The organism is Pseudomonas sp. ABa2, from assembly GCF_056676075.1.
In genome coordinates, this window is sequence record NZ_CM155239.1 from 1,167,100 (window position 1) to 1,190,816 (window position 23,717).

Sequence of the window (23,717 nt, forward strand, 5' to 3'; positions counted from 1 at the left end):
TGAAGCCATGACCAATACCACCGGCAAGATCAACCTGCTGGGCCTGACCCAGCCGGAAATGGAACAGTTCTTCGAGTCCATCGGCGAGAAGCGCTTCCGTGCCGGCCAGGTAATGAAGTGGATTCACCACTTTGGCGTCGATGATTTCGCCGCCATGACCAATGTCGGCAAGGCCTTGCGCGAAAAGCTCGAGGCCTCTGCCGAGATTCGCGGCCCGGAAGTGGTCAGCGAAAATATTTCCGCCGATGGCACGCGCAAGTGGGTGGTGCGCGTGGCGTCGGGCAGCTGCGTGGAAACCGTGTACATCCCGCAGAACGGCCGCGGCACCCTGTGCGTGTCGTCGCAGGCCGGTTGCGCCCTGGACTGCAGCTTCTGCTCCACCGGCAAACAGGGTTTCAACAGCGACCTGACCAGCGCCGAGATCATCGGCCAGGTGTGGATCGCCAACAAGTCCTTCGGCAGCGTGCCGGCGAAGATCGACCGTGCCATCACCAACGTGGTGATGATGGGCATGGGCGAGCCGCTGCTGAACTTCGACAACGTCGTTTCCGCCATGCAGATCATGATGGACGATCTGGGTTATGGCATTTCCAAGCGCAAGGTGACCCTGTCCACCTCGGGCGTGGTGCCGATGATCGACAAGCTGGCCGAGGTGATCGACGTGTCCCTGGCCCTGTCGCTGCACGCGCCCAACGACGAGCTGCGCAACCAGCTGGTGCCGATCAACAAGAAGTACCCGCTGGACGTGTTGCTGGCGGCGTGCAAGCGTTACGTCGCCAAGCTTGGCGAGAAGCGTGTGCTGACCATCGAGTACACCCTGCTCAAGGGCGTCAACGATCAGCCCGAGCACGCTGAGCAGATGGTCGCACTTCTGGCCGATGTGCCTTGCAAGATCAACCTGATTCCGTTTAATCCCTTCCCCTTCTCGGGTTACGAGCGGCCGAGCAACAACGCCATCCGCCGTTTCCAAGACCTGTTGCACAAGGCCGGGCACAACGTCACCGTGCGCACCACGCGCGGCGACGACATCGACGCCGCCTGTGGCCAGCTGGTTGGCCAGGTCATGGACCGTACCCGTCGCAGCGAGCGCTATATTGCCGTGCGCCAACTGGGCAGCGAGGCGCAAGAGCCTCGCCCCGCCGCCAATCGAAGCTGAAGAGAGGATGCCCATGACCCTGCGCCCTGCGCTGTTATTGCTAGTTGCCAGTCTGCTTGGCGGTTGTGTGACCACGGGGGATGTCGACCCCATGCGTACGGCGAAGGGGCGCGACGATGCGCGCGATGCTTATGTGCAACTGGGCATCGCCTATATCCAGCAGGGCGACACTCAGCGCGCCAAAGTGCCTCTGAAGAACGCGCTGGACCTGGATTCGTCCAATGCCGACGCACATGCCGCGCTGGCCATGGCCTTCCAGCTGGAAATGGAGCCGCAGCTGGCCGATGAGCATTTTCGCAAGGCCCTGTCGCAGCGTCCCAAGGATGCGCGCCTGCTGAACAACTACGGCAGTTTCCTGTTCGAGCAGAAGCGCTATCAGGACGCCATGAATACCTATCTCAAGGCGGCCGAAGACAACCTCTACCCGGAGCGCTCGCGGGTATTCGAAAATCTCGGGCTGACCGCCCTGCAGCTGGGACAGCGCGAGCAGGCCAAGGAATACTTCCAGCGTACCTTGCGCCTCAGCAGCCGGCAGCCGCGGGCTTTGCTGGAGATGGCCATGCTCTCCTACGAGGACAAAGCCTATGTGCCGGCGCGCAGTTATTACCAGGCCTTCAGCGAAATGTCGCCGCAGAACGCCCGCAGCTTGCTGCTCGGTGCGCGTCTGGCGGAGGTCTTCGAGGATCGGGACACGGCCGCCAGCCTGGGCCTGCAACTGCGCCGGTTGTATCCGGCGTCTCAGGAATATCAGCAATACGTTTCGGGGCAACAATGAAAGCGGCGCATAGCGAAGTTACCCAGCCGATGCCGAACAATCCGGGCGAGAGCCTGCGTCAGGCCCGCGAGATCAAGGGCTGGAGCGTCGCCGAGGTGGCGGGGCAGCTCAATCTGACGCCACAACGTCTTAGTCAGCTCGAGGCCGGCGCCTTCGACAAGCTGCCGGGCACCACCTTCGCCCGCGGTTATATCCGCGCCTATGCCAAGTTGCTGGAGCTGGACCAGAACCGTCTGGTGTTGGAGTTCGACCAGTTCACCGGCACCGATGCCAGCGGCAGCAGCGTGCACAGCCTTGGGCGCATCGAGGAGCCGGCACGCTACTCGCAAAGCATTCTGCGTCTGGTCAGCTTCCTGCTGCTGCTGGCCCTGATCGGCGCCGGTTTCCTCTGGTGGCAGGAGCAGGGGCGTCCTGCGCCGGACCTGGCCGGCCTGGGGCTCGATCAGGTGGAAGTGGACGGTGCCGATGGCACCACCCAGGTGCACTCGCTGGCCGAGCCGGAAGACCAGGCGGTGGTGGCCGCCCAGGGCGGCGAGCCGACCAGCCCGCTGCTGTTGCCGGTCGAGCCGAGCGAGACCGTGGACGGCGCGGCCGACAGCGCTGCCGAGCAGGCGGCCGCCGAGCCCGCCGCGAGCGAGTCCAGCGCTGCCGTGCCGGTGCCGAGCCAGTCCGTGCCTGCGCCAGAATCTGCGCCCAGCGAGCCGAGCAGCCCTGCTAGCGTTGCTCCGGTTGCTCCGGTTGCTCCGGTTGCTCCGGTTGCTCCGGTCGCCCCGGCGCCGGCTGCTGCGGAGCCGGCCGCGCCGGTTGCGCTGGCCGCCGGGCAGGGCGCGCTCAGCGTGCAGTTCAGCGCCGATTGCTGGACCCAGGTCACCGATGCCGACGGCAAGGTGCTGGTCAGCGCACTCAAACGCAGCGGCGAGCGCATCGAGCTGACCGGCAAGGCGCCCATGGAGCTGCGCCTGGGCTTCGCCCGTGGCGCCCAGGTCAGTTACAACGGCGAGGCGGTCGACGTTTCGCCCTTCATCACGGGCGAGACCGCGCGCCTGAAGCTGGGGTTGTAAGCATGCATTGCGAATCGCCGATCAAGCGCCGACTGTCGCGCAAGATCTGGGTCGGCTCGGTACCGGTGGGCGGCGATGCGCCGATCGCGGTGCAGAGCATGACCAACACCGACACCAACGACGTGGCCGCCACCGTGGCGCAGATCCGTCGCCTGGAAGACGCCGGCGCCGACATCGTGCGCGTCTCGGTGCCGGACATGGACGCCGCCGAGGCCTTCGGCAAGATCAAGCAGCAGGTGCGTGTGCCGCTGGTTGCCGACATCCACTTCGACTACCAGATCGCCCTGCGCGTGGCCGAGCTGGGCGTCGACTGCCTGCGCATCAATCCGGGAAATATCGGCCGCGAGGATCGGGTCCGGGCGGTGGTCGAGGCTGCCCGCGACAAGGGCATCCCGATCCGCATCGGGGTCAACGCCGGCTCGCTGGAAAAGGACCTGCAAAAGAAATACGGCGAACCCACCCCCGAGGCGCTGGTGGAATCCGCACTGCGCCATGTCGAGCACCTGGATCGGCTGAACTTCCCCGACTTCAAGGTCAGCGTGAAGGCCAGCGACGTGTTCATGGCCGTCGCCGCCTATCGCCTGCTGGCCCAGCAGATCGAGCAGCCGCTGCACCTGGGCATCACCGAGGCCGGCGGTCTGCGCTCCGGTACGGTGAAGTCGGCCGTGGGCCTGGGCATGCTGCTGGCCGAGGGCATCGGTGACACCATCCGCATCTCCCTGGCCGCCGATCCGGTGGAGGAGATCAAGGTCGGATTCGACATCCTCAAGTCGCTGCGCCTGCGTTCGCGTGGGATCAACTTCATCGCCTGCCCGAGCTGCTCGCGGCAGAACTTCGATGTGGTCAAGACCATGAACGAGCTGGAAAGCCGCGTCGAGGACCTGCTGGTGCCGCTGGACGTGGCGGTGATCGGCTGCGTGGTCAACGGCCCCGGCGAAGCCAAGGAAGCGCATATCGGCCTGACCGGCGGTACGCCGAACAACCTGGTCTATATCGACGGCAAGCCCGCCTCGAAACTGACCAATGACAATCTGGTGGATGAGCTGGAACGGCTCATTCGCGACAAGGCGGCCGAGAAGGCCGCCGCCGATGCGGCCGTGATCGTCCGCGGCTGACGCGGCGTTAAGGATTTCCTGTGAGCAAGACCCTGCAAGCCATTCGTGGCATGAACGACATCCTGCCCGAGCAGACCCCGCTCTGGCGCTACTTCGAAGGCCGCGTGGCGAGCCTGCTGGACGGCTACGGCTACCGCCAGATCCGCATGCCCATCGTCGAGTTCACCGAACTGTTCAAGCGCTCCATCGGTGAGGTCACCGATATCGTCGAGAAGGAGATGTACACCTTCGAGGACCGCAACGGCGACTCCCTGACCCTGCGTCCGGAAGGCACCGCGGCCTGCGTGCGCGCCGTGCTCGAGCATGGCCTGGCCGGTGGCGGACAGACCCAGAAGCTCTGGTACATCGGTCCGATGTTTCGCCACGAGCGCCCGCAGAAGGGGCGCTACCGGCAGTTCCACCAGATCGGCGTGGAGGTCTTCAATATCGACGGCCCGGACATCGATGCCGAGCTGATCGTGCTCACCTGGCGCCTGTGGGGCCTGCTTGGCATCCGCGACGCGGTGACCCTGGAACTCAACAGCCTGGGCACCAGCGAGGCGCGCGCACGTTACCGCGACGCCCTGGTCGACTACCTTTCGGCACGCGGCGAGCGGCTCGACGAGGACAGCCGCCGCCGTCTGGCCAGCAACCCGCTGCGCATCCTCGATTCCAAGGTGGCCGAGACCCAGGCCCTGCTGGTCGACGCACCGAAGCTGGCGGACTACCTGGACGAGGAATCGCGCGTGCATTTCGAGGGGCTGAAGGCCCGTCTCGATGCCGCCGGCATTCCCTACGTGATCAATCCCAAGCTGGTGCGCGGCCTCGATTACTACAGCAAGACCGTGTTCGAGTGGGTTACCGACAAGCTCGGCGCCCAGGGCACCGTCTGCGCCGGCGGCCGCTACGACGGCCTGGTCGAGCAGATGGGCGGCAAGCCGACGCCGGGCGTGGGCTTCGCCATGGGCATCGAGCGTCTGGTGCTGCTGATCGAGACCCTGGACCAGGTGCCGGCGGAGATTGCCCGCCAGGTCGACCTGTACCTGTGCGCCTTCGGCGAGCCGGCCGAACTGGCCGCCCTGGCCCTGGCCGAGCGCCTGCGCGATCAATTGCCGGGGCTGCGTCTGCAGCTCAACGCCGGCGGCGGCAGCTTCAAGAGCCAGTTGAAGAAGGCCGACAAGAGCGGCGCGTTGTACGCCCTGGTCATGGGTGAAGACGAACTGGCCCGGCAAGTGGTAGGTTGCAAGCCGCTGCGCGACGACAGCGAACAACAGAACATTGCCTGGGCGGCCCTGGCCGAACACCTGGCAGCCCGTATTTAACAGGTAGTTTTCTCAACGACCTGTCATGGGGTCGAGCGATAGGAGTATTGGGGTGGTTTCGCGTACCGATGAAGAAGAGCTGGCGGTCATCAAGGACTGGTGGCAGCGCAACGGCAAACCCTTGCTGACTGGCGGCGTGCTGGCCCTGGTGGTGGTGTTCGGCTGGCAGGGCTGGCAGAAGTACCAGAGCAACCAGGCGCAGGGCGCCTCGCAGATCTACCAGCAACTGCTGGAGACCGCGCTGAACCCGGCTGGCGAGCCCGACGCGGCGAAGGTCGCCGAGCTGGCCGGCAAGCTCAACAACGAATATGCCGGCAGCCACTACGCGCAGTACGGCAGCCTGTTCGTCGCCAAGGTGGCGGTCGAGGCGGGCAAGCTGGACGACGCCGCGGCGGCGCTGCAGGGCGTGCTCGACAAGCCGGCCGATGCCACCCTGGGCGAACTGGCGCGGCAGCGCCTGGCCCGTGTGCTGGCCGCGCAGGACAAGGCCGAGGAGGCCCTGGCGCTGCTCGCCGGCGAAGCCGATACGGCCTTCCTGGCCAGCCGCGAAGAGCTCAGGGGCGACCTGCTGGTGCAGCTGGGGCGTGCCGACGAGGCGCATGCCGCTTACCAGAAAGCCAAGGCGGCCCTGGCCGAGGACGCCGCCGTCGGTGGCCTGCAGATGAAGCTGGACGACCTGGCAAAAGGGGATGCGTGACGTGATGCGTTGGAAGAATGCCGCACTGCTGGCCCTGGCCGTACTGGCCGTGGGTTGCAGCAGCAATAGCAAGAAGGAACTGCCGCCGGCCGAACTGACCAAGTTCGACGAGGAAGTCGAACTGCGCACCGAGTGGAGCCGCTCCATTGGCGAAGGCCAGGGCGAGACCTTCAACATGCTGGTGCCGGCCATCGACGGCGAGGTGATCTACGCCGCCGACGTCGAAGGCCTGGTGATGGCCCTGGACCGCATGAGCGGCAAGGTGATCTGGCGCAAGAAACTGGACATTCCGGTATCCGGCGCGGTCGGCGCCGGCTACGGCCAGGTGCTGCTGGGCACGCTGAAGGGCGAGGTGATCGCCCTGGATGCCAGCTCCGGTGAGGAGCAGTGGCGTTCGCGGGTGACCAGCGAAGTGCTGGCGGCCCCGGCGAGCAACGGCGACGTGGTCGTGGTGCAGACCCAGGACGACCGCCTGATCGCCTTCGACGCCGATACCGGCAGCCAGCGCTGGATCTTCGAGAACACCCCGGCGGTGCTGACCCTGCGCGGCACCGGCAGCCCGCTGGTGACCAACCGCCTGGTGGTGGCCGGTCTGTCCAGCGGCAAGGTGATCGCGGTGGATGCCCAGCGCGGCCTGCCGGTGTGGGAGCAGCGCGTGGCCATTCCCCAGGGCCGTTCCGAGCTGGAGCGAGTGGTGGATATCGACGGCGGCCTGCTGCAGTCCGGCGGCACCGTCTATGCCGTGAGCTACCAGGGCCGCGTCGCCGCACTCGACCTGGAGAGCGGCCGCATACTCTGGCAGCGCGAGGCGTCCAGTTCGGTGAACGTGGCGCAGGGCTTCGGCAACGTCTACGTCAGCCTGGCCAACGGCACCGTGGAAGGCATCGACGAGCGCAGCGCCTCGGCGCTGTGGAGCAACGACGCCCTGGCCCGTCGCCAGCTGTCGGCGCCCGAGGTGTTCTCCAGCTACGTCGCGGTCGGCGACCTGGAAGGCTACCTGCACCTGCTGAGCCAGGTGGATGGCCGCTTCGTCGGTCGCGAGCGCATCGACAGCGCCGGCCTGCGCGCCCGTCCGCTGGTGGTGGGCGACTGGCTGTATGCCTTCGGTAACGGCGGCAAGCTGGTGGCGCTGACCATCAAGTGAACCGGCTATGCTGCCAGGTGATCCTGGCGGCAGCCTGAAACATTCCGGCCGCTGCCCGTGCAGCGGCCTTTGCATTTTATGAAATAACCTAGTGGAGAGCCTGATGGTTCCCGTAATAGCCCTGGTGGGCCGGCCCAATGTCGGCAAGTCCACGCTCTTCAACCGCCTGACCCGCAGCCGCGACGCCATAGTCGGCGACCTCTCCGGTCTGACCCGTGACCGCCAGTACGGCGAGGCGAAGTGGCAGGGGCGCACCTATATCGTGATCGACACCGGCGGTATCTCCGGTGACGAGGAAGGCATCGACGCGAAGATGGCCGAACAGTCGCTGCAGGCCATCGAAGAGGCCGATGCCGTGCTGTTCCTGGTCGACGCCCGCGCCGGCATGACCGCCTCCGACCAGATGATCGGCGAGCACCTGCGCCGGCGTAACAAGCAGAGCTTCCTGGTGGTGAACAAGGTCGACAACCTCGACGTCGACCTGGCCCGCGCCGAGTTCAGCCCGATGGGCCTGGGCGAGCCGCTGGCGATCGCCAGCGCCCATGGTCGCGGCATCACCCAGATGCTCGAAGCCGTGCTCGGCGCCTTCCCCAAGGATGCCGGCGAGCCGGAAGAGGGCGGCGAAGAGGAAGAGGTGCAGCAAGGCCAGGAGGCCAAGCGCATCCCCGGCCCGAGCGAGAAGGACGGCATCAAGCTGGCCATCATCGGCCGGCCCAACGTCGGCAAGTCGACCCTGGTCAACCGCATGCTCGGCGAAGAGCGGGTCATCGTCTACGACCAGGCCGGCACCACGCGCGACAGCATCTATATCCCCTTCGAGCGCGACGACGAGAAGTACACCCTGATCGACACCGCCGGCGTGCGCCGCCGCGGCAAGATCTTCGAGGCGGTGGAAAAGTTCTCGGTGGTCAAGACGCTGCAGGCGATTCAGGACTCCAACGTGGTGGTGTTCGTCATGGACGCCCGCGAAGGGGTGGTCGACCACGACCTCAACCTGCTCGGCTTCGTCCTGGAAAGCGGCCGCGCGCTGGTCATCGCCCTGAACAAGTGGGACGGCATGGACCAGGGGCAGAAGGATTACGTCAAGACCGAGCTGGAGCGCCGGCTGTTCTTCGTCGACTTCGCCGATATCCACTTCATCTCGGCGCTGCACGGCACCGGCGTCGGCCACCTGTACAAGTCGGTGCAGGCCTCGTTCCAGTCGGCCATCGCCCGCTGGCCGACCAGCCGCCTGACGCAGATTCTCGAGGATGCCGTCAGCGACCATGCGCCGCCCCTGGTCAACGGCCGCCGCATCAAGCTGCGCTATGCCCACCTCGGCGGCGCCAACCCGCCGCTGATCGTGATCCACGGCAACCAGGTCGACGCGGTGCCGCGCGCCTATACCCGTTACCTAGAGAACACCTACCGCCGCGTGCTCAAGCTGGTCGGCACGCCGATCCGCATCGAGTACAAGGGCGGCGAAAACCCCTACGAGGGCAACAAGAACACCCTCACCGACCGTCAGGTGAACAAGAAGCGCCGCCTGATGAGCCACCACAAGAAGGCCGAGAAGAAGCGCAAGGACAAGCGCAAGTAAGCGCCGCCGCCCTGCCCGCCGCCGCCTTGGCGGCGGGCAGGGCATAAGCTTCTTCCCGCTTTTCATAATCCCTGCTGCTGCCCTTGGCAGCGGGCATCGGCTATCCTCGCGGCTTGCTCAAGCCCCCGCAGGAAGTCGCGATGCTCGTCAGCAAACTGCCCAACGTCGGCACCACCATCTTCACCCGCATGTCCCAGCTCGCCGCGGACGTCGGCGCGCTCAACCTGTCCCAGGGCTTTCCCGACTTCGACGGCCCGCAGGCGCTGCGCGAGGCGGTGGCGCGCCATGTGCTGGAGGGGCGCAACCAGTACTGCCCGATGACCGGCCTGCCGGCGCTGCGTCAGCAGGTGGCGGCCAAGATCGCCCGCAGCTACGGCGTGCAGCGCGATGCCGACAGCGAGATCACCATCACCCCCGGCGCCACCGAGGCGATCTTCTGCGCGGTGCAGGCGTTGATCCATCCGGGCGATGAGGCCATCGTCCTCGACCCCTGCTACGACAGCTACGAGCCCTCGGTGGAGCTGGCCGGCGGGCGCTGCGTGCACGTGCCGCTGGCGCTACCGGACTTCGCCGTGGACTGGCAGCGCCTGGCCGATGCCATCACCCCGCGCACCCGGCTGATCTTCCTCAACTCGCCGCACAATCCCAGCGGCGCGCTGCTCACCCGCGCCGACCTGGACCGCCTGGCCGCACTGATCCGCGGCCGCGACATCCATATCGTCAGCGACGAGGTCTACGAGCACCTGATCTACGACGGCGTGCGCCATGCCAGCGTACTGGCCCACGAAGAACTCTATGCCCGCGCCTTCGTGGTCAGCTCCTTCGGCAAGACCTACCACGTCACCGGCTGGAAGACCGGCTACGTGGTGGCGCCGCCTCTTCTGACCGCCGAACTGCGCAAGATCCACCAGTACGTGAACTTCTGCGGGGTGACCCCGCTGCAGCACGCGCTGGCCGACTTTATGGCCGCCTGCCCCGAGCATGTCGAGCAGTTGCCGGCCTTCTACCAGGCCAAGCGCGACCTGTTCTGCGACCTGCTGGCCGGTTCGCGCTTCAGCTTCCGCCGCGCGCCCGGCACCTATTTCCAGCTGGTCGACTACTCGGCGATTCGCCCCGAACTGGACGACGTGGCCATGGCCGAATGGCTGACCCGCGAGCACGGCGTGGCGGCGATTCCGGTATCGGTGTTCTACCAGAGCCCGCCGGCGGACCTGCGTCTGGTGCGCTTCTGCTTCGCCAAGCGCGAGGACACCCTGCGCCAGGCCGCGGAAAAGCTCTGCGCGGTCTAGGCGGGCGTAGGGTGGGCATGGCCAAGCCTGGTCCACCTGGCAATTGCAATGGCGGACAAGCCTTCGGGGCGTTCGCCCCCACGGCTATCGAGGCCTTGAGATGAGCGACAAACCCGATCTCACACTGGCGCTGGTCCAGACCCGCCTGGCCTGGCACGACCCGGCCGCCAACCGCGCGCATTTCCAGGCGCTGCTGGCGCAGGCGCGCGGCGCCGACCTGGTGATACTGCCGGAGATGTTTTCCACCGGCTTTTCCATGGAGTCCGCCGCCCTGGCCGAACCCGAGGACGGCCCGACCACGAGCTGGCTGCGCGAACAGGCGCGTGCCCTCGGCGCGACGATCTGCGGCAGCCTGATCATCCAGGCCGCCGACGGCAGCTACCGCAACCGCCTGCTCTGGGCACGCCCGGACGGTTCGCTGGCGCACTACGACAAGCGCCATCTGTTCCGCATGGCCGGTGAGCACAAGCATTACGCCGCCGGTGCCGAGCAGGTGCTGCTGGAGCTCAAGGGCTGGCGGGTGCGTCCGCTGATCTGCTACGACCTGCGCTTCCCGGTGTGGAGCCGCGATGCCGGCGGCACCGACCTGCTGCTCTACACCGCCAACTGGCCGGCGGCGCGGCGCCTGCACTGGAACCGCCTGCTGCCGGCGCGGGCCATCGAGAACCTGTGCTATGTCGCGGCGGTCAACCGCATCGGCGAGGACGGCAAGGGCCATGCCTATGCCGGCGACTCACAGGTGCTGGATTTCCAGGGCGAGCCGCTGCTGGCGGCCGAGACCGGCGACGGGGTGTTTCGCCTGACCCTCAATGCCGGCGAACTGGCCGCCTACCGCGAACGCTTCCCGGCGCATCTGGATGCCGATGGCTTTGCCCTGCGCTAGTGCCGGTGGACGATGGCCGGTGCGGTCGAGGCCGTAGGGTGCGCCGCGCGCACTGCTGCTGACGAGGCGCAACCGACGCCGGTAGGACGGCGTGCGGAAATGAAAACGCCGGGCAATGCCCGGCGTTGTCGTTTCGGCGGCGGCTCGATCAGGCGGCCTGTGCCTCGGCCTGGCTCAGGGCGCGGTTCAGCGCGCTGAACAGGGCGCGGAAGCTGGCCGTGGTCAGGTTCTCGTCGATGCCGATGCCGTGCAGGGCGCGGCCGCCATTGACGCGCAGCTCGATATAGGCCGCGGCCTTGGCATTGGTGCCGGCGCCGATGGCGTGCTCGCTGTAGTCCATGATCTCCACGGCCACCGGCAGGCCGGCCACCAGAGCCTCCAGCGGGCCCTTGCCGATGCCGCGCCAGTGCTGGCTTTCGCCAGCGCTGAGCACTTCCACGTCGACCGCGCTGGTGCCGTTCTCTTCCTGCAGGCGGTGGCCTTTCAGGGCGTAGGGCGCACTGGCCTGCAGGTACTCGCTTTCAAGCAGCTGGTAAATCTGCGCCGCGGTCATTTCCAGGCCCAGGCGGTCGGTCTCGCGCTGCACCACCTGGCTGAACTCGATCTGCATGCGCCGCGGCAGGTTGATGCCGTATTCCTGTTCGAGCAGGAAGGCGATGCCGCCCTTGCCGGACTGGCTGTTGACCCGAATCACCGCCTCGTAGTCGCGGCCGATATCGGCCGGGTCGATCGGCAGGTAGGGCACTTCCCAGACCGCATCGGCCTGCTGCTGGGCGAAGCCCTTGCGGATCGCGTCCTGGTGCGAGCCGGAGAAGGCGGTGTGGACCAGGTCGCCGGCATAGGGGTGGCGCGGGTGCACCGGAATCTGGTTGCAGTCCTCGACCACCTTGCGCACCGCATCGATGTCGGAGAAGTCCAGTTGCGGGTCGACGCCCTGGGTGTAGAGGTTCAGCGCCAGGGTCACCAGGCAGACGTTGCCGGTGCGCTCGCCGTTGCCGAACAGGCAGCCCTCGACGCGGTCGGCGCCGGCCATCACCGCCAGCTCCGAGGCGGCGACGCCGGTGCCGCGGTCGTTATGGGTGTGCACGCTGATCAGCACGCTGTCGCGGCGGTCGATATGGCGGCCGAACCATTCGATCTGGTCGGCGTAGTTGTTCGGCGTGGCGCACTCGACGGTGGCCGGCAGGTTGAGGATCAGTTTGCTGGCTGGGGTCGGCTGGAACACCGCGATCACCGCGTTGCACACCTCGACGGCGAAATCGGTCTCGGTCGAGCTGAACACCTCGGGCGAATACTCGAAGCCCCACTGGGTCTCCGGCTGAGCGGCAGCCAGGCGCTTGATGGTTTGGCCGGCGGCCACGGCGATGGCCTTGACCCCGGCCTTGTCCTGGTTGAAGACGATCTTGCGGAAGCTCGGCGCGCAGGCGTTGTAGTAGTGGACGATGGCGCGCTTGGCGCCCTTGAGCGACTCGAAGGTGCGTTCGATCAGGTCGTCGCGCGCCTGGGTCAGCACCTGGATGGTCACGTCGTCGGGAATATGGCCGCCCTCAATGAGTTCCCGCACGAAGTCGAAGTCGGTCTGCGAAGCGGAGGGGAAGCCCACTTCGATTTCCTTCAGGCCCACGCCCACCAGGCACTTGAAGAAGCGCATCTTCTTCTCGGCGTCCATCGGCTCGATCAGCGACTGGTTGCCGTCGCGCAGGTCGGTGGACAGCCAGATCGGTGCGCGGTCGATGATCTTGTCCGGCCAGGTGCGGTCGGGCAATTGGATCTGGGTGAAGGGACGGTACTTCTGCGACGGGTCTTTGAGCATGGTCATGGCGAAATCCTTGGAGCGGCAGCGAAAGGGGGGGCGGCGAGCGGATTCAGCCACGCAGTCGCGGGCTGACCAGACGCAGGCAGGCGTGCTGTCGCAGGAGAATGAGGGTATGGGCGTCGTTCATGAGGCCAACCCTAATGCGCGAGGGTAAAGATGGCAAGCTAGCTGTGAAAAACGCCGTTTCGTTGCGTACGGCATTGGGTGGCGAGATTTTATTGCCGGTATCTGGCGTTATCGCGTGAGATATTGCCTGGTGCGATGTCCGGCGGGCCGAGGCTGCGCGGCGGCCCCATCAGGCGTAGGCTGGTAACTGGCCTGGGGCTTGGTTGCGCCGAACGCGACGGCCCCGCGAGAATCCGGCGGTTCGGCCGGGAGGAGGCATGTCATGGTCAGATTCAGCGCACTCATCGCCTTGTCCCTTGCCCTGGCGCTCGGCGCCTGTGCGCAGCGGCCGGCGCCGGAAGCGCTGCCGCTGGACGAGCGCCTGCAGCAGCTCGGCTATCGCCAAGGCGAGTCGCTGCGCAGCGTATTGCGCCATGACCTCGACGGCTGGCAGTACCTGGACAAGCAGCACCTGCTGTTCGGCCGCGGCCCGGGGCGGGCCTATCTGGTGAGTTTCACCCGGCCCTGCAACAACCTGAACTTCTCCAGCCTGCTCAGCTACCGCACCACCCTCGGCATGCTGACTCCGCTGGATCACATCCTGGTGCATGACCAGGGCGGCTTTGCCGAGCCCTGCCTGATCGACGAGATTCATGCCCTGGAGCGGATCGCCCGGCATTAGCAGGCTGTTGAAAAACTACCTGCGTTGGCAATCCAGCGTTAAAAACGGCCTCGCGTGCGAGCCCAGTCAAAATGCTCATTTACAGCTCGTAAACTCCGCTTTTGATTCGCTGCGCTCACCCCTTCGGGGCCAGCCTACGGCTGTTACTGCGCTACGCTGCGTTTCGGCCGTTTTTGCCTTGTCTTGCCTGCCTCGCCTACGTTTTTCAACGGCCTGCTCGCGCCGATCAGGGGGTGTAGGCGCCGATAAAGATAGCCGGGTCGACCCGTGCGTCGTTGAGGCTTACGTTCCAGTGCAGGTGCGGCCCGGTGGCGCGGCCGGTGGCGCCGACCTTGCCGATATGGCCGCCGCGGGCGATCTCCTCGCCGAGCTTCACGTCGATCTCCGACATGTGGCAGAACATGCTGATCAGACCCTGGCCGTGGTCGAGGAACACCGTCTTGCCGTTGAAGAAGTAGTCACCGATCAGGATCACCTCGCCGGCCGCCGGCGCCTTGATCGACGTGCCGCGATTGGCGGCGAAATCCAGGCCCGAGTGCGGGTTGCGCTCCTCGCCGTTGAAGAAGCGGCGCAGGCCGAAGGGGCTCGACAACGGGCCGTTGACCGGTCGGTCGAACAGCAGGTTGCTCGGCTGGCGCGCGCTGAAGCGCTGGTAGGCGCGGGTCTGCTCGGCCAGTTCGCGCTCGATGCGTTTGAGATTCTCGGCGTTGGGGCTGACCTGCTGTTGGTTCTTGATGTTGATGCGCTGTTCGCGATAGTGCTTGGCGCCGACCTGGAAGCTGTGTGGCCGGCCATCGACTGCCAGCTGCTGGGCGCCGGGTTTCACCGTCAGCGGGATGCCGACGATGGCGATCCAGCGCTGGCCGTCCTCGCGGATGGTCAGCACCGGCTTGTCCTGGTAACGCGCCTTTGGCGCGCTGGCGGCGTCGCCGAGATCGAGCACGGCGACGCCGCCGGGCACCGGCTTGTTCAACAGGCGGGTGATAAAGCCTTCGGCCTGAGCGGGCAGGGCGAAGGCGGTGCACAGAAGGAACGCGATCAGGCGCATGCGGCTATCCCTGGGGTGAATCGGCACACGGCGCTTATCCACCCGGCAAAAGGTCAATCGAGCAGCGACAGCGTCGCCGGTTGAATATGGTTGTCTTCGACCCGCACATCCAGTTCGCCCTCGCCCAGGCGGGCCTTGAGGCGTTGCCCCGGGCGGGTCTGGGCGGCACGGCGCACGGCGTGGCCGCGCTCGTCGAGGAGGATGCTGTAGCCGCGGCCGAGGGTGGCCAGCGGGCTGACGATCTGCAGTTGCGCAGCCAGCGCGCCCAGTTGCTGGCGCTGGCTGCGCAACTGGCCCTGCATGGCGCGCGGCAGGCGCGCGGCCAGGCCATCCAGGCGCTGGCGCAGCAGGGCCAGGTTGCGCCCCGGATGCTGGGCGGCGAGACGGGCGTCGAGGCGCGCCAGGCGTTCGCGCTGGTTGATGAGCTGTTGGTTGAAGGCGCGGCGCAGGCGCATATCCAGATCGTCCAGGCGCTGGGCCTGCTGGCGCAGACGCTCGCCGGGATGACGCAGACGCCGGCTCACGCCCTCCAGGCGCAGCCGTTCGCGGGCCAGGCGCCCCTGCATGTGCAGCACCAGGCGGCGCTGCAGGTTGTGCAGACGCTGCACCAGCTCGCTGCTGTCGGGGGCCAGCAGCTCGGCGGCGGCCGACGGCGTCGGCGCGCGCACGTCGGCGACGAAGTCGGCGATGGACACATCGGTCTCGTGGCCCACGGCGCTGACGATGGGCGTCACGCAGGCGGCCACGGCGCGGGCCACGGCTTCCTCGTTGAAGCACCACAGGTCCTCCAGCGAGCCGCCGCCGCGGGCCAGGATCAGTGCGTCGAAGCCCTGCGCGTCGGCCAGCTGCAGGGCGCGGACGATCTGCGCGGTGGCCTCACGGCCCTGCACCGCGGTGGGAATCAGGGTCAGCTGCACCTGCGGCGCGCGGCGGCGGAACACGCTGATGATGTCGCGAATGACGGCTCCAGTGGGCGAGCTGACGATGCCGATACGCTTGGGATGGGCGGGCAGGGCGAGCTTGCGCTCGGTGGCAAACAGCCCTTCGGCGGACAGCTTGTCCTTGAGCGCTTCGAAGGCCAGGCGCAGGGCGCCGTCGCCGGCCGGCTCGACCGCATCTAGAATCAGCTGGTAGTCGCCGCGGCCCTCGAACAGCGAGACCTTGCCGCGTACCTTCACCGCCAGACCATCGCGCAGCGCCTGGCGCACTCGAGCGGCGTTCTGCCGGAACAGCGCGCAGCGCACCTGGGCCTGGCTATCTTTGAGGGTGAAGTAGATATGCCCGGAGGCCGGCCGCGCCAGGTTGGAGATTTCCCCCTCGACCCAGATGCTGGCGAACACGTCCTCCAGCAGCAGGCGGGCGCGGTTGTTCAGTTGGCTGACGCTGAGCACCTCGCGGTCGAGGTTCAGGCGGGCAAAGGGATCGTTGATCATGGGCCGGCATGATAAAGGCTTTGGCGTCGCGGCCATAGTTGACCGCTGCACCACTACCGCTAAGCTGCGCGACTTTTCTTCGTATGGAGCACGCCATGGGCGAGAACCAGGCCATCATCGTGCCGCAGATCTCCAGCCTGCCGGGCAACGAGGCGTTGGCCGCGCGTCTGCTGCGCTGGCTGGCACAGCGCGAGATCGTCCAGGCGCAGGTCAGCACCTGCGGGCGCAGCGGCAATCGCATGGCCTTCGCCATCGCCGCGGGTGCGCGGCGGGTGGTCGAGCGCCCGGAGCGGCTGCCGTTCGGCCGGCCGATCAACGGCCTGGAGCTGGTGACCAAGCGCTGCATCTACACCCCGACCCAGGGCTTTCGCGAAGAAGCCGGCTGCCCCGAGTGCCGCCAGGAGATCGGCCCGCCGCTGTTCGACAGCCTGGAGCGCTGGTGGCCAGGGGAGACCGACAACTTCGTCTGCCCCGAATGCGGCTTTGAGGACGACATCAACGGCTTCCTGTTCCCGCAGCCCTGCGGCTTCTCCGACCTGGGCCTGGTATTCAACAACTGGGCGGACGCCGGCTTTCGCCAGGACTTTCTCGACGAACTGGCCGAGCGCATCGGCTTCGCCGTGCGTCTGGTGCGGGTCGACTGCTGAGGGCGGATTGGCCGAGGTCGGGTAGGGCTGGGCGTCTGCCCACTGACCGGTCGGCCGTTTTCTGGCCGCACCTGCCACACTTTGCATTGAGCGGGCGGGGGTGGCTGGGTATAATGCCGCGCTTCTTATTTTCCCGCCCGGGAGCCCGCCATGCTGCGCATCAGCCAAGAAGCACTCACTTTCGACGACGTCCTGCTCATCCCCGGTTATTCCGAGGTGTTGCCCAAGGACGTCAGCCTGAAGACCCGCCTGACCCGCGGCATCGAACTGAATATCCCGCTGCTGTCCGCCGCCATGGACACCGTCACCGAGGCGCGTCTGGCCATCGCCATGGCCCAGGAAGGCGGCATCGGCATCATCCACAAGAACATGACCATCGAGCAGCAGGCTGCCGAGGTGCGCAAGGTCAAGAAGTTCGAGGCCGGCGTGGTCAAGGACCCGATCACCATCGAAGCCGATGCCACCGTGCGCGACCTGTTCGAGCTGACCCGGCAGAACAACATCTCCGGCGTACCGGTGCTGAGCAATGGCGACCTGGTGGGCATCGTCACCTCCCGCGACGTACGCTTCGAGAATCGTCTGGACGCCCTGGTGCGCGACGTGATGACGCCGAAAGAGCGTCTGGTCACCGTCAAGGAAGGCGCCGCCAAGGAAACCGTGCGCGAGCTGCTGCACAAGCACCGCATCGAGAAGGTGCTGATCGTCGACGACGCCTTCACCCTCAAGGGCATGATGACCGTCAAGGACATCGAGAAGGCCAAGGCCTACCCGCTGGCGAGCAAGGACGACCAGGGTCGCCTGCGCGTCGGCGCCGCCGTCGGCACCGGGGCCGATACCGGCGACCGCGTCGCCGCGCTGGTCAACGCCGGTGTCGACGTGATCATCGTCGACACCGCCCACGGCCACTCCAAGGGCGTGATCGACCGCGTGCGCTGGGTCAAGCAGACCTTCCCGGACGTTCAAGTCATTGGCGGCAATATCGCCACCGGCGAAGCCGCCAAGGCCCTGGTCGAAGCCGGCGCCGATGGGGTCAAGGTCGGCATCGGTCCGGGCTCGATCTGCACCACTCGTATCGTCGCCGGCGTCGGCGTGCCGCAGATCAGCGCCGTGGCCAACGTCGCCGCCGCCCTGGCCGGCAGCGGCGTACCGCTGATCGCCGATGGCGGCATCCGCTTCTCTGGCGACCTGTCCAAGGCCATAGTCGCCGGCGCCTCTGCGGTGATGATCGGCTCCATGCTGGCCGGTACCGAAGAAGCGCCGGGCGAGGTCGAGCTGTTCCAGGGCCGTTCCTACAAGGCCTACCGCGGCATGGGCTCGCTGGGCGCCATGGCCCAGGCGCAGGGCTCCTCGGATCGTTACTTCCAGGACTCCTCGGCCGGTGCCGAAAAGCTGGTGCCGGAAGGTATCGAAGGCCGCGTGCCGTACAAGGGTGCGATGAGCGCCATCGTTCACCAGTTGATGGGTGGCCTGCGCGCCTCCATGGGCTACACCGGCTGCGCCACCATCGAGGAGATGCGCACCAAACCGGAGTTCGTGCGCATCACCGGCGCCGGCATGGCCGAGTCGCACGTGCACGACGTGCAGATCACCAAAGAAGCCCCGAACTATCGGGTCGGTTGATTCGCCGCAATGCTATGAATAACGGGGCTGTTCGATCAGCCCCGTGTCATTTGTGAATACCAACGAGAGACGGCCATGGCCCACGACATTCACGCCCACCGCATCCTCATTCTGGACTTCGGTTCCCAGTACACCCAACTGATCGCCCGCCGCGTGCGCGAGATCGGCGTCTATTGCGAACTGCACCCCTGGGACATGAGCGACGAGGACATCCGCGCCTTCGCCCCGCGCGGCATCATCCTCGCCGGCGGCCCGGAGTCGGTGCACGAGGAGGGTAGCCCGCGCGCGCCGCAAGCCGTGTTCGACCTCGGCGTGCCGTTGCTGGGCATCTGCTACGGCATGCAGACCATGGCCGAGCAGCTCGGCGGCAAGGTGGAAGGTTCCGACCTGCGCGAGTTCGGCTACGCCCGCGTCGACGTGGTCGGCAAGAGCCAGCTGCTCGAAGGCATCGAGGACCATGTCGACGCCGACGGCGTGCTCGGCCTCGACGTGTGGATGAGCCACGGCGACAAGGTCACCCGCATGCCCGAGGGCTTCCATATCCTCGCCAGCACCCCGAGCTGCCCGATCGCCGCCATGAGCGACGACGCCCGCCACTACTACGGCGTGCAGTTCCACCCGGAAGTGACCCACACCAAGCAGGGCGGCCGCATCCTCTCGCGCTTCGTCCTGGAGATCAGCGGCTGCGAGGCCCTGTGGACCCCGGCCAATATCGTCGACGACGCCGTTGCCGCGGTGCGTGCCCAGGTCGGCGACGCCAACGTGCTGCTCGGCCTGTCCGGCGGCGTGGACTCCTCGGTGGTCGCCGCCCTGCTGCACAAGGCCATCGGCGACCAGCTGACCTGCGTGTTCGTCGACAACGGCCTGCTGCGTCTGCACGAAGGCGAGCAGGTGATGGCCATGTTCGCCGAGAACATGGGCGTCAAGGTGATCCGCGCCAACGCCGAAGAGCAGTTCCTCAACAACCTGGCCGGCGAAGCCGATCCGGAGAAGAAGCGCAAGATCATCGGCCGCACCTTCATCGACGTGTTCGATGCCGAGGCCAGCAAGCTTCCCAACATCCAGTTCCTCGCCCAGGGCACCATCTACCCGGACGTGATCGAGTCGGCCGGCGCCAAGAGCGGCAAGGCCCACGTGATCAAGAGCCACCACAACGTCGGCGGCCTGCCGGAGGAGATGAACCTCAAGCTGGTCGAGCCGCTGCGTGAACTGTTCAAGGACGAGGTGCGCAAGATCGGCCTGGAGCTGGGCCTGCCCTACGACATGGTCTACCGCCACCCCTTCCCGGGCCCGGGCCTGGGCGTGCGCATCCTCGGCGAAGTGAAGAAGGAATACGCCGACCTGCTGCGCCGCGCCGACCACATCTTCATCGAAGAGCTGCGCAAGGCCGACTGGTACCACAAGACCAGCCAGGCCTTCGTGGTGTTCCAGCCGGTGAAATCGGTCGGCGTGGTCGGCGACGGTCGTCGCTACGCCTGGGTCGTCGCCCTGCGTGCCGTGGAAACCGTGGACTTCATGACCGCTCGCTGGGCGCACCTGCCTTACGAGCTGCTGGAAACCGTCAGCGGCCGCATCATCAACGAAATCGAAGGCATCTCTCGCGTCACCTACGATGTGTCGAGCAAGCCGCCTGCCACCATCGAGTGGGAGTGAAGTGACCGACAGGGGCAGCGCAAGCTGCCCTTGTCGTTTTTGTCGGCCGCTGCGGCAACCTGTCTCGTTTCCGGGGTCGTCAGCCTGGCGTTGTAAATGAGAAGATGTCGCAACTTATAGCCCGGATGCCAGTCGGGTGCGGCCTTCCCGGATTGCCGCCGGGCCACGGATACGACCATGACCTTTTCCCGCAGACAAATTCTCGCCGGCCTCGGCGGCGTCAGCCTGCTCGCCCTCGGCGGCGCCGGTTACTGGTTGCGCCGCAGCCAGAGCGCCAGCCACGACTACGAGCTAATCGCCGCGCCGCTGGATATCGAGCTGGTGCCCGGGCACCAGACTCCGGCCTGGGCCTATGGCGGCCAGGCGCCGGGGCTGGAGTTGCGCGCACGCCAGGGCGACTGGCTGCGGGTGCGCTTCATCAACCAGTTGCCGGAGCCCACCACCATTCACTGGCACGGCATTCGTCTGCCGCTGGAGATGGACGGCGTGCCCTATCTCTCGCAGTTGCCGGTGCTACCGGGGGAGTATTTCGACTATGTGTTCCGCGTGCCGGATGCCGGCAGCTTCTGGTATCACCCGCATACCGCCAGCGGCGAGCAGCTGGGGCGCGGCTTGGTCGGCCCGCTGATCGTCGAGGAGCGTCAGCCCACCGGCTTTCGCCACGAGCGCACGCTGAGCCTGAAGAGCTGGCACGTGGACGGGCAGGGCGCCTTCACCGCCTTCAGCGTGCCGCGCGAGGCGGCGCGCGGCGGCACGCCCGGCGTGCTGAGCACGGTCAACGGCGTGCATGCGCCGACTGTGGAACTGCCGGCCGGCCAGGTGGTGCGCCTGCGTCTGCTCAACCTGGACAACACCCTGACCTATCGCCTCAACCTGCCGGGCGGCGAGGCGCGCATCTACGCGCTGGACGGCAATCCGGTGACGCCGCGGCCGCTGGGCAAGGAGTACTGGCTGGGGCCGGGCATGCGTATCGAGCTGGGCCTCAAGGTGCCGCCGGCCGGCCAGGCGTTGTCGCTGCGCAACGGCCCGCTGCGTCTGGCCACCCTGAGTTCGGTGGCGTCCAGCGAGCCGGCCGGTGACTGGCCGGCGGCGCTGCCGGCCAACCCGGTGGCCGAGCCGGACCTGGCCAGTGCCGAGACCCTGCGCTTCAACTTCGAGTGGGCCGGCGCCGTCTCGGTCGGCCTGGAGCAGGGCGCCGCGCACAGTTTCTGGCAGATCAACGGCCAGGCTTGGGATATCGCCGACAAGAACTGCTACGAGCGGCCCATTGCCACCCTGCAGCGCGGCCGGAGCTATATCCTCGAGTTGCGCAACCTCAGCCAGTACCAGCACCCCATTCATCTGCACGGCATGACCTTCAAGGTGCTGGGCTCCAACCGCCGACGCATCGCGGAGCCCTGGTTCACCGATACCTATCTGCTGGGCAGGAACGAGACCGCCAGGGTGGCGCTGGTGGCCGATAATCCCGGGGTGTGGATGTTCCACTGCCACGTCATCGACCATATGGAAACCGGGCTGATGGCGGCGATCGAAGTGGTGTAGGGTGGGCGCCGTTTTGGCAGTCGCAAGCTTGATGGGTGGAAACCGCCGCGCGGTTTTCCGCCCTACGGATTGATTCAATGAAAAGACCGCAGATCATCGACCGCTCGCGCGACGAGCATTTCATGCGTGAGGCGCTGGCCCAGGCACGCCTGGGCGCGGAGCAGGGCGAGGTGCCGGTGGGCGCGGTACTGGTGCAGGCGGGCGAGATCGTCGGTCGCGGCTTCAACTGTCCGATCTCGCGCAGTGACCCCAGCGCCCATGCCGAGATGGTGGCGATCCGCGCAGCGGCCGAGTCCGCGCAGAACTACCGCCTGCCCGGCAGCACCCTGTACGTGACCCTGGAGCCCTGCAGCATGTGCGCCGGGCTGATCGTGCATGCGCGCATCGCCCGCGTGGTCTACGCCGCCAGCGAGCCGCGGGCCGGGGTGGCGATCAGCCAGGGCCAGTTCTTCGAGCAGGGCTTTCTCAATCACCGGGTGCTGGTGGAGGGTGGGTTGCTGGCGGAGGAGAGCGGGGCGTTGCTGAAGGCGTTTTTCAAGGTTCGGCGCGGCTGAATCAGAGCGGCGGGGTCTCTTCGCTGGGCTGGCGCTTGTCTATGCCCGGTAGGTGCACGCCGCGTTCGGCCACCTGGGTGCCTTCCAGCTGCGGCTGGGTCACCCAGGTGAGAATGTCGTAGTAGCGGCGGATGTTGCGCACGAAATGCACCGGCTCGCCGCCGCGGGCGTAGCCGTAACGGGTCTTGCTGTACCACTGCTTCTGCGCCAGGCGCGGCAGGATCTTCTGCACGTCGGCCCACTTGTTGGGGTTCAGTCCCTCGGCCTCGGTGAGCTTGCGCGCATCCTCCAGGTGGCCGCCGCCGACGTTGTAGGCGGCCAGGGCGAACCAGGTGCGATCCGGCTCCTCGATGCCTTCCGGCAACTGCTCGTAGACCTGGACGAAGTAGCGTGCGCCGCCATCGATGCTCTGCTTGGGATCGAGGCGATTGGACACGCCGACCGACTGTGCGGTGCGCTGGGTCAGCATCATCAGCCCGCGTACGCCGGTCTTGGAGGTGGCGTTGGGTTGCCACAGCGATTCCTGATAGCCCATGGCGGCCAGCAGGCGCCAGTCCACCTGGTTGGCGCGGGCGGCCTGGCGGAACATCTGTTCGTACCGCGGCAGGCGCTTTTGCAGGTGCTGGGCGAAGGTGTAGGCGCCGACGTAGCCGAGCACGTCGACATGGCCGTAGTAGCGCTCCTTCAGGCGTTGCAGGGTGCCGTTGGCCTCGGCCCGCTCGAGGAAGGCGTTGGCCTCCTGCAGCAGGCTGTCGTCCTCGCCGGGCGCCACCGCCCAGCGCATATGGTTGGCATCGCCGAGGTCGAAGGCGACGCGCACGTTGGGGAAGTACACCTGGTTCATCGCCAGTTCGTTGGAGTCGACCAGGGTCAGGTCGATCTGGCCCTCGTCGACCATGCGCAGCAGGTCGACCACTTCCACCGCGTCGGATTCCTCGAAGGCCAGCTCCGGCAATTCCAGCTTGAGGGCGGCCAGCTGTTCGGCGTGGCTGCTGCCGGCCAGCACCAGGATGCGCTTGCCGACCAGGTCGGCGGCCTTGGTCGGGCGTGGCTGGCCCTGGCGGTAGACGACCTGCGGGGTGACTTCCAGATAGGGAATGGAGAAGCGCGCCTGGCTCTGCCGCGCCGGTGTTTCCACCAGCCCGGCGGCGGCCAGCACCGGGCCGTTGGGACGGCCTAGGCTGGCGAACAGGCTGCCGAGGTTGTCGGCGGTTTCGACCTTCAGCTCCAGGCCCAGATCGGTGGCGAAGCGCTTGGCCAGCTCGTATTCGAAGCCGGTATCGCCGTTGCGGTCCTGGAAATAGGTGGCCGGGCTGTTGCGGGTGATCACGCGCAGCTCACCCTCCGCCTTTACCTGCTCGAGTACGCTGGGCTTGAGTTCTTCGCCACAGCCGCCGAGCATCAGGAGGATTCCAATCGCCAACAGCCCTGTGGCGCAACGCATGCGTATCGCAGGTCGTGCAAACATCGGCGCAGTATACGCAAAGCGCTGGCGGCGCCATATCTCGACAGCGGCGCGCTTCTCTGCTAGCGCGCATCCGTCTTGAAAGCGCCAGGCCACGGGTGCCGCGGGCGGCGCTTTAGGCTAGAATGCACGGCCTCTAGCACTCCCCCTTC

General features: G+C 66.8%; 20 protein-coding genes. 16 read left to right on the forward strand and 4 right to left on the reverse strand.

Annotation, left to right across the window (positions count from 1 at the left end):
• Positions 1 to 7 precede the first annotated feature (7 nt).
• The 10 genes from rlmN to AC1G9C_RS05615 all read left to right on the forward strand — a co-directional run bounded on the left by rlmN (position 8) and on the right by AC1G9C_RS05615 (position 11,000).
• Entirely contained in the window at positions 8 to 1,156 is a 1,149-nt protein-coding gene (rlmN, locus tag AC1G9C_RS05570) for a dual-specificity RNA methyltransferase RlmN (RefSeq protein ID WP_021442756.1), read from the forward strand.
• Positions 1,157 to 1,169: 13 nt separating this feature from the next.
• A complete protein-coding gene (pilW, locus tag AC1G9C_RS05575; protein WP_480409653.1) occupies positions 1,170 to 1,931 on the forward strand; it encodes a type IV pilus biogenesis/stability protein PilW in 762 nt (253 codons plus the stop codon).
• Entirely contained in the window at positions 1,928 to 2,992 is a 1,065-nt protein-coding gene (locus AC1G9C_RS05580) for a RodZ domain-containing protein (protein ID WP_480409654.1), read from the forward strand. Before pilW ends, AC1G9C_RS05580 begins: the two co-directional genes overlap by 4 nt.
• A 2-nt stretch (positions 2,993 to 2,994) precedes the next feature.
• Complete coding sequence (ispG, locus tag AC1G9C_RS05585; RefSeq protein WP_021441919.1) at positions 2,995 to 4,107, forward strand: flavodoxin-dependent (E)-4-hydroxy-3-methylbut-2-enyl-diphosphate synthase; 1,113 nt, start codon at positions 2,995 to 2,997, stop codon at positions 4,105 to 4,107.
• 20 nt (positions 4,108 to 4,127) lie between these two features.
• A complete protein-coding gene (gene hisS / locus AC1G9C_RS05590) occupies positions 4,128 to 5,408 on the forward strand; it encodes a histidine--tRNA ligase (RefSeq protein ID WP_480409655.1) in 1,281 nt (426 codons plus the stop codon).
• A 52-nt stretch (positions 5,409 to 5,460) separates the two neighbouring features.
• Positions 5,461 to 6,105 carry a tetratricopeptide repeat protein gene (locus AC1G9C_RS05595; RefSeq protein WP_397498536.1) on the forward strand — a complete coding sequence of 215 codons (645 nt, stop codon included), beginning with the start codon at positions 5,461 to 5,463 and terminating at the stop codon, positions 6,103 to 6,105.
• Positions 6,098 to 7,249 carry an outer membrane protein assembly factor BamB gene (gene bamB, locus AC1G9C_RS05600; RefSeq protein WP_122108825.1) on the forward strand — a complete coding sequence of 384 codons (1,152 nt, stop codon included), beginning with the start codon at positions 6,098 to 6,100 and terminating at the stop codon, positions 7,247 to 7,249. Before AC1G9C_RS05595 ends, bamB begins: the two co-directional genes overlap by 8 nt.
• A gap of 103 nt (positions 7,250 to 7,352) precedes the next feature.
• Positions 7,353 to 8,828 carry a ribosome biogenesis GTPase Der gene (der, locus tag AC1G9C_RS05605; RefSeq protein ID WP_031302559.1) on the forward strand — a complete coding sequence of 492 codons (1,476 nt, stop codon included), beginning with the start codon at positions 7,353 to 7,355 and terminating at the stop codon, positions 8,826 to 8,828.
• 140 nt (positions 8,829 to 8,968) lie between these two features.
• On the forward strand, positions 8,969 to 10,117 hold the full coding sequence (locus AC1G9C_RS05610) for a pyridoxal phosphate-dependent aminotransferase (protein ID WP_480409656.1): 1,149 nt from the start codon (positions 8,969 to 8,971) through the stop codon (positions 10,115 to 10,117).
• 100 nt (positions 10,118 to 10,217) lie between these two features.
• Positions 10,218 to 11,000, forward strand: coding sequence for an amidohydrolase (locus AC1G9C_RS05615; protein ID WP_480409657.1), 783 nt, complete (start codon positions 10,218 to 10,220; stop codon positions 10,998 to 11,000).
• Between the two features lie 148 nt (positions 11,001 to 11,148).
• Here the strand turns inward: AC1G9C_RS05615 and leuA are convergent, their stop codons facing one another.
• Positions 11,149 to 12,819, reverse strand: a complete 1,671-nt coding sequence (leuA, locus tag AC1G9C_RS05620) for a 2-isopropylmalate synthase (protein WP_021441912.1) — start codon at positions 12,817 to 12,819, stop codon at positions 11,149 to 11,151.
• Positions 12,820 to 13,204: 385 nt separating this feature from the next.
• Between leuA and AC1G9C_RS05625 the strand changes: the two genes are divergently transcribed.
• On the forward strand, positions 13,205 to 13,603 hold the full coding sequence (locus tag AC1G9C_RS05625) for a DUF6491 family protein (protein WP_480409658.1): 399 nt from the start codon (positions 13,205 to 13,207) through the stop codon (positions 13,601 to 13,603).
• A 226-nt stretch (positions 13,604 to 13,829) separates the two neighbouring features.
• Here AC1G9C_RS05625 and AC1G9C_RS05630 read toward each other — a convergent pair whose 3' ends face one another.
• The gene (locus AC1G9C_RS05630; RefSeq protein ID WP_480409659.1) at positions 13,830 to 14,651 is read right to left on the reverse strand and encodes a peptidoglycan DD-metalloendopeptidase family protein; all 822 of its coding nucleotides are present in this window, start codon (positions 14,649 to 14,651) and stop codon (positions 13,830 to 13,832) included.
• A gap of 53 nt (positions 14,652 to 14,704) precedes the next feature.
• Positions 14,705 to 16,084: an exodeoxyribonuclease VII large subunit gene (gene xseA, locus AC1G9C_RS05635; protein WP_480409660.1), complete on the reverse strand. Its 1,380-nt coding sequence runs from the start codon at positions 16,082 to 16,084 to the stop codon at positions 14,705 to 14,707.
• A 95-nt stretch (positions 16,085 to 16,179) separates the two neighbouring features.
• On the opposite strand from xseA, the gene AC1G9C_RS05640 reads away from it, so the two are divergent.
• From AC1G9C_RS05640 to tadA, 5 genes are all read left to right on the forward strand, one after another.
• Positions 16,180 to 16,731, forward strand: a complete 552-nt coding sequence (locus AC1G9C_RS05640; protein WP_480409661.1) for a sugar ABC transporter ATPase — start codon at positions 16,180 to 16,182, stop codon at positions 16,729 to 16,731.
• Positions 16,732 to 16,881: 150 nt separating this feature from the next.
• On the forward strand, positions 16,882 to 18,351 hold the full coding sequence (guaB, locus tag AC1G9C_RS05645) for an IMP dehydrogenase (protein WP_480409662.1): 1,470 nt from the start codon (positions 16,882 to 16,884) through the stop codon (positions 18,349 to 18,351).
• Between the two features lie 75 nt (positions 18,352 to 18,426).
• On the forward strand, positions 18,427 to 20,004 hold the full coding sequence (gene guaA, locus AC1G9C_RS05650; protein WP_021444549.1) for a glutamine-hydrolyzing GMP synthase: 1,578 nt from the start codon (positions 18,427 to 18,429) through the stop codon (positions 20,002 to 20,004).
• A gap of 177 nt (positions 20,005 to 20,181) precedes the next feature.
• Entirely contained in the window at positions 20,182 to 21,546 is a 1,365-nt protein-coding gene (locus tag AC1G9C_RS05655) for a multicopper oxidase family protein (RefSeq protein WP_480409663.1), read from the forward strand.
• Between the two features lie 77 nt (positions 21,547 to 21,623).
• Entirely contained in the window at positions 21,624 to 22,100 is a 477-nt protein-coding gene (gene tadA, locus AC1G9C_RS05660) for a tRNA adenosine(34) deaminase TadA (RefSeq protein ID WP_021444545.1), read from the forward strand.
• A 1-nt stretch (position 22,101) separates the two neighbouring features.
• Here tadA and mltF read toward each other — a convergent pair whose 3' ends face one another.
• Entirely contained in the window at positions 22,102 to 23,568 is a 1,467-nt protein-coding gene (gene mltF, locus AC1G9C_RS05665; protein ID WP_480409664.1) for a membrane-bound lytic murein transglycosylase MltF, read from the reverse strand.
• Positions 23,569 to 23,717 lie beyond the last annotated feature (149 nt).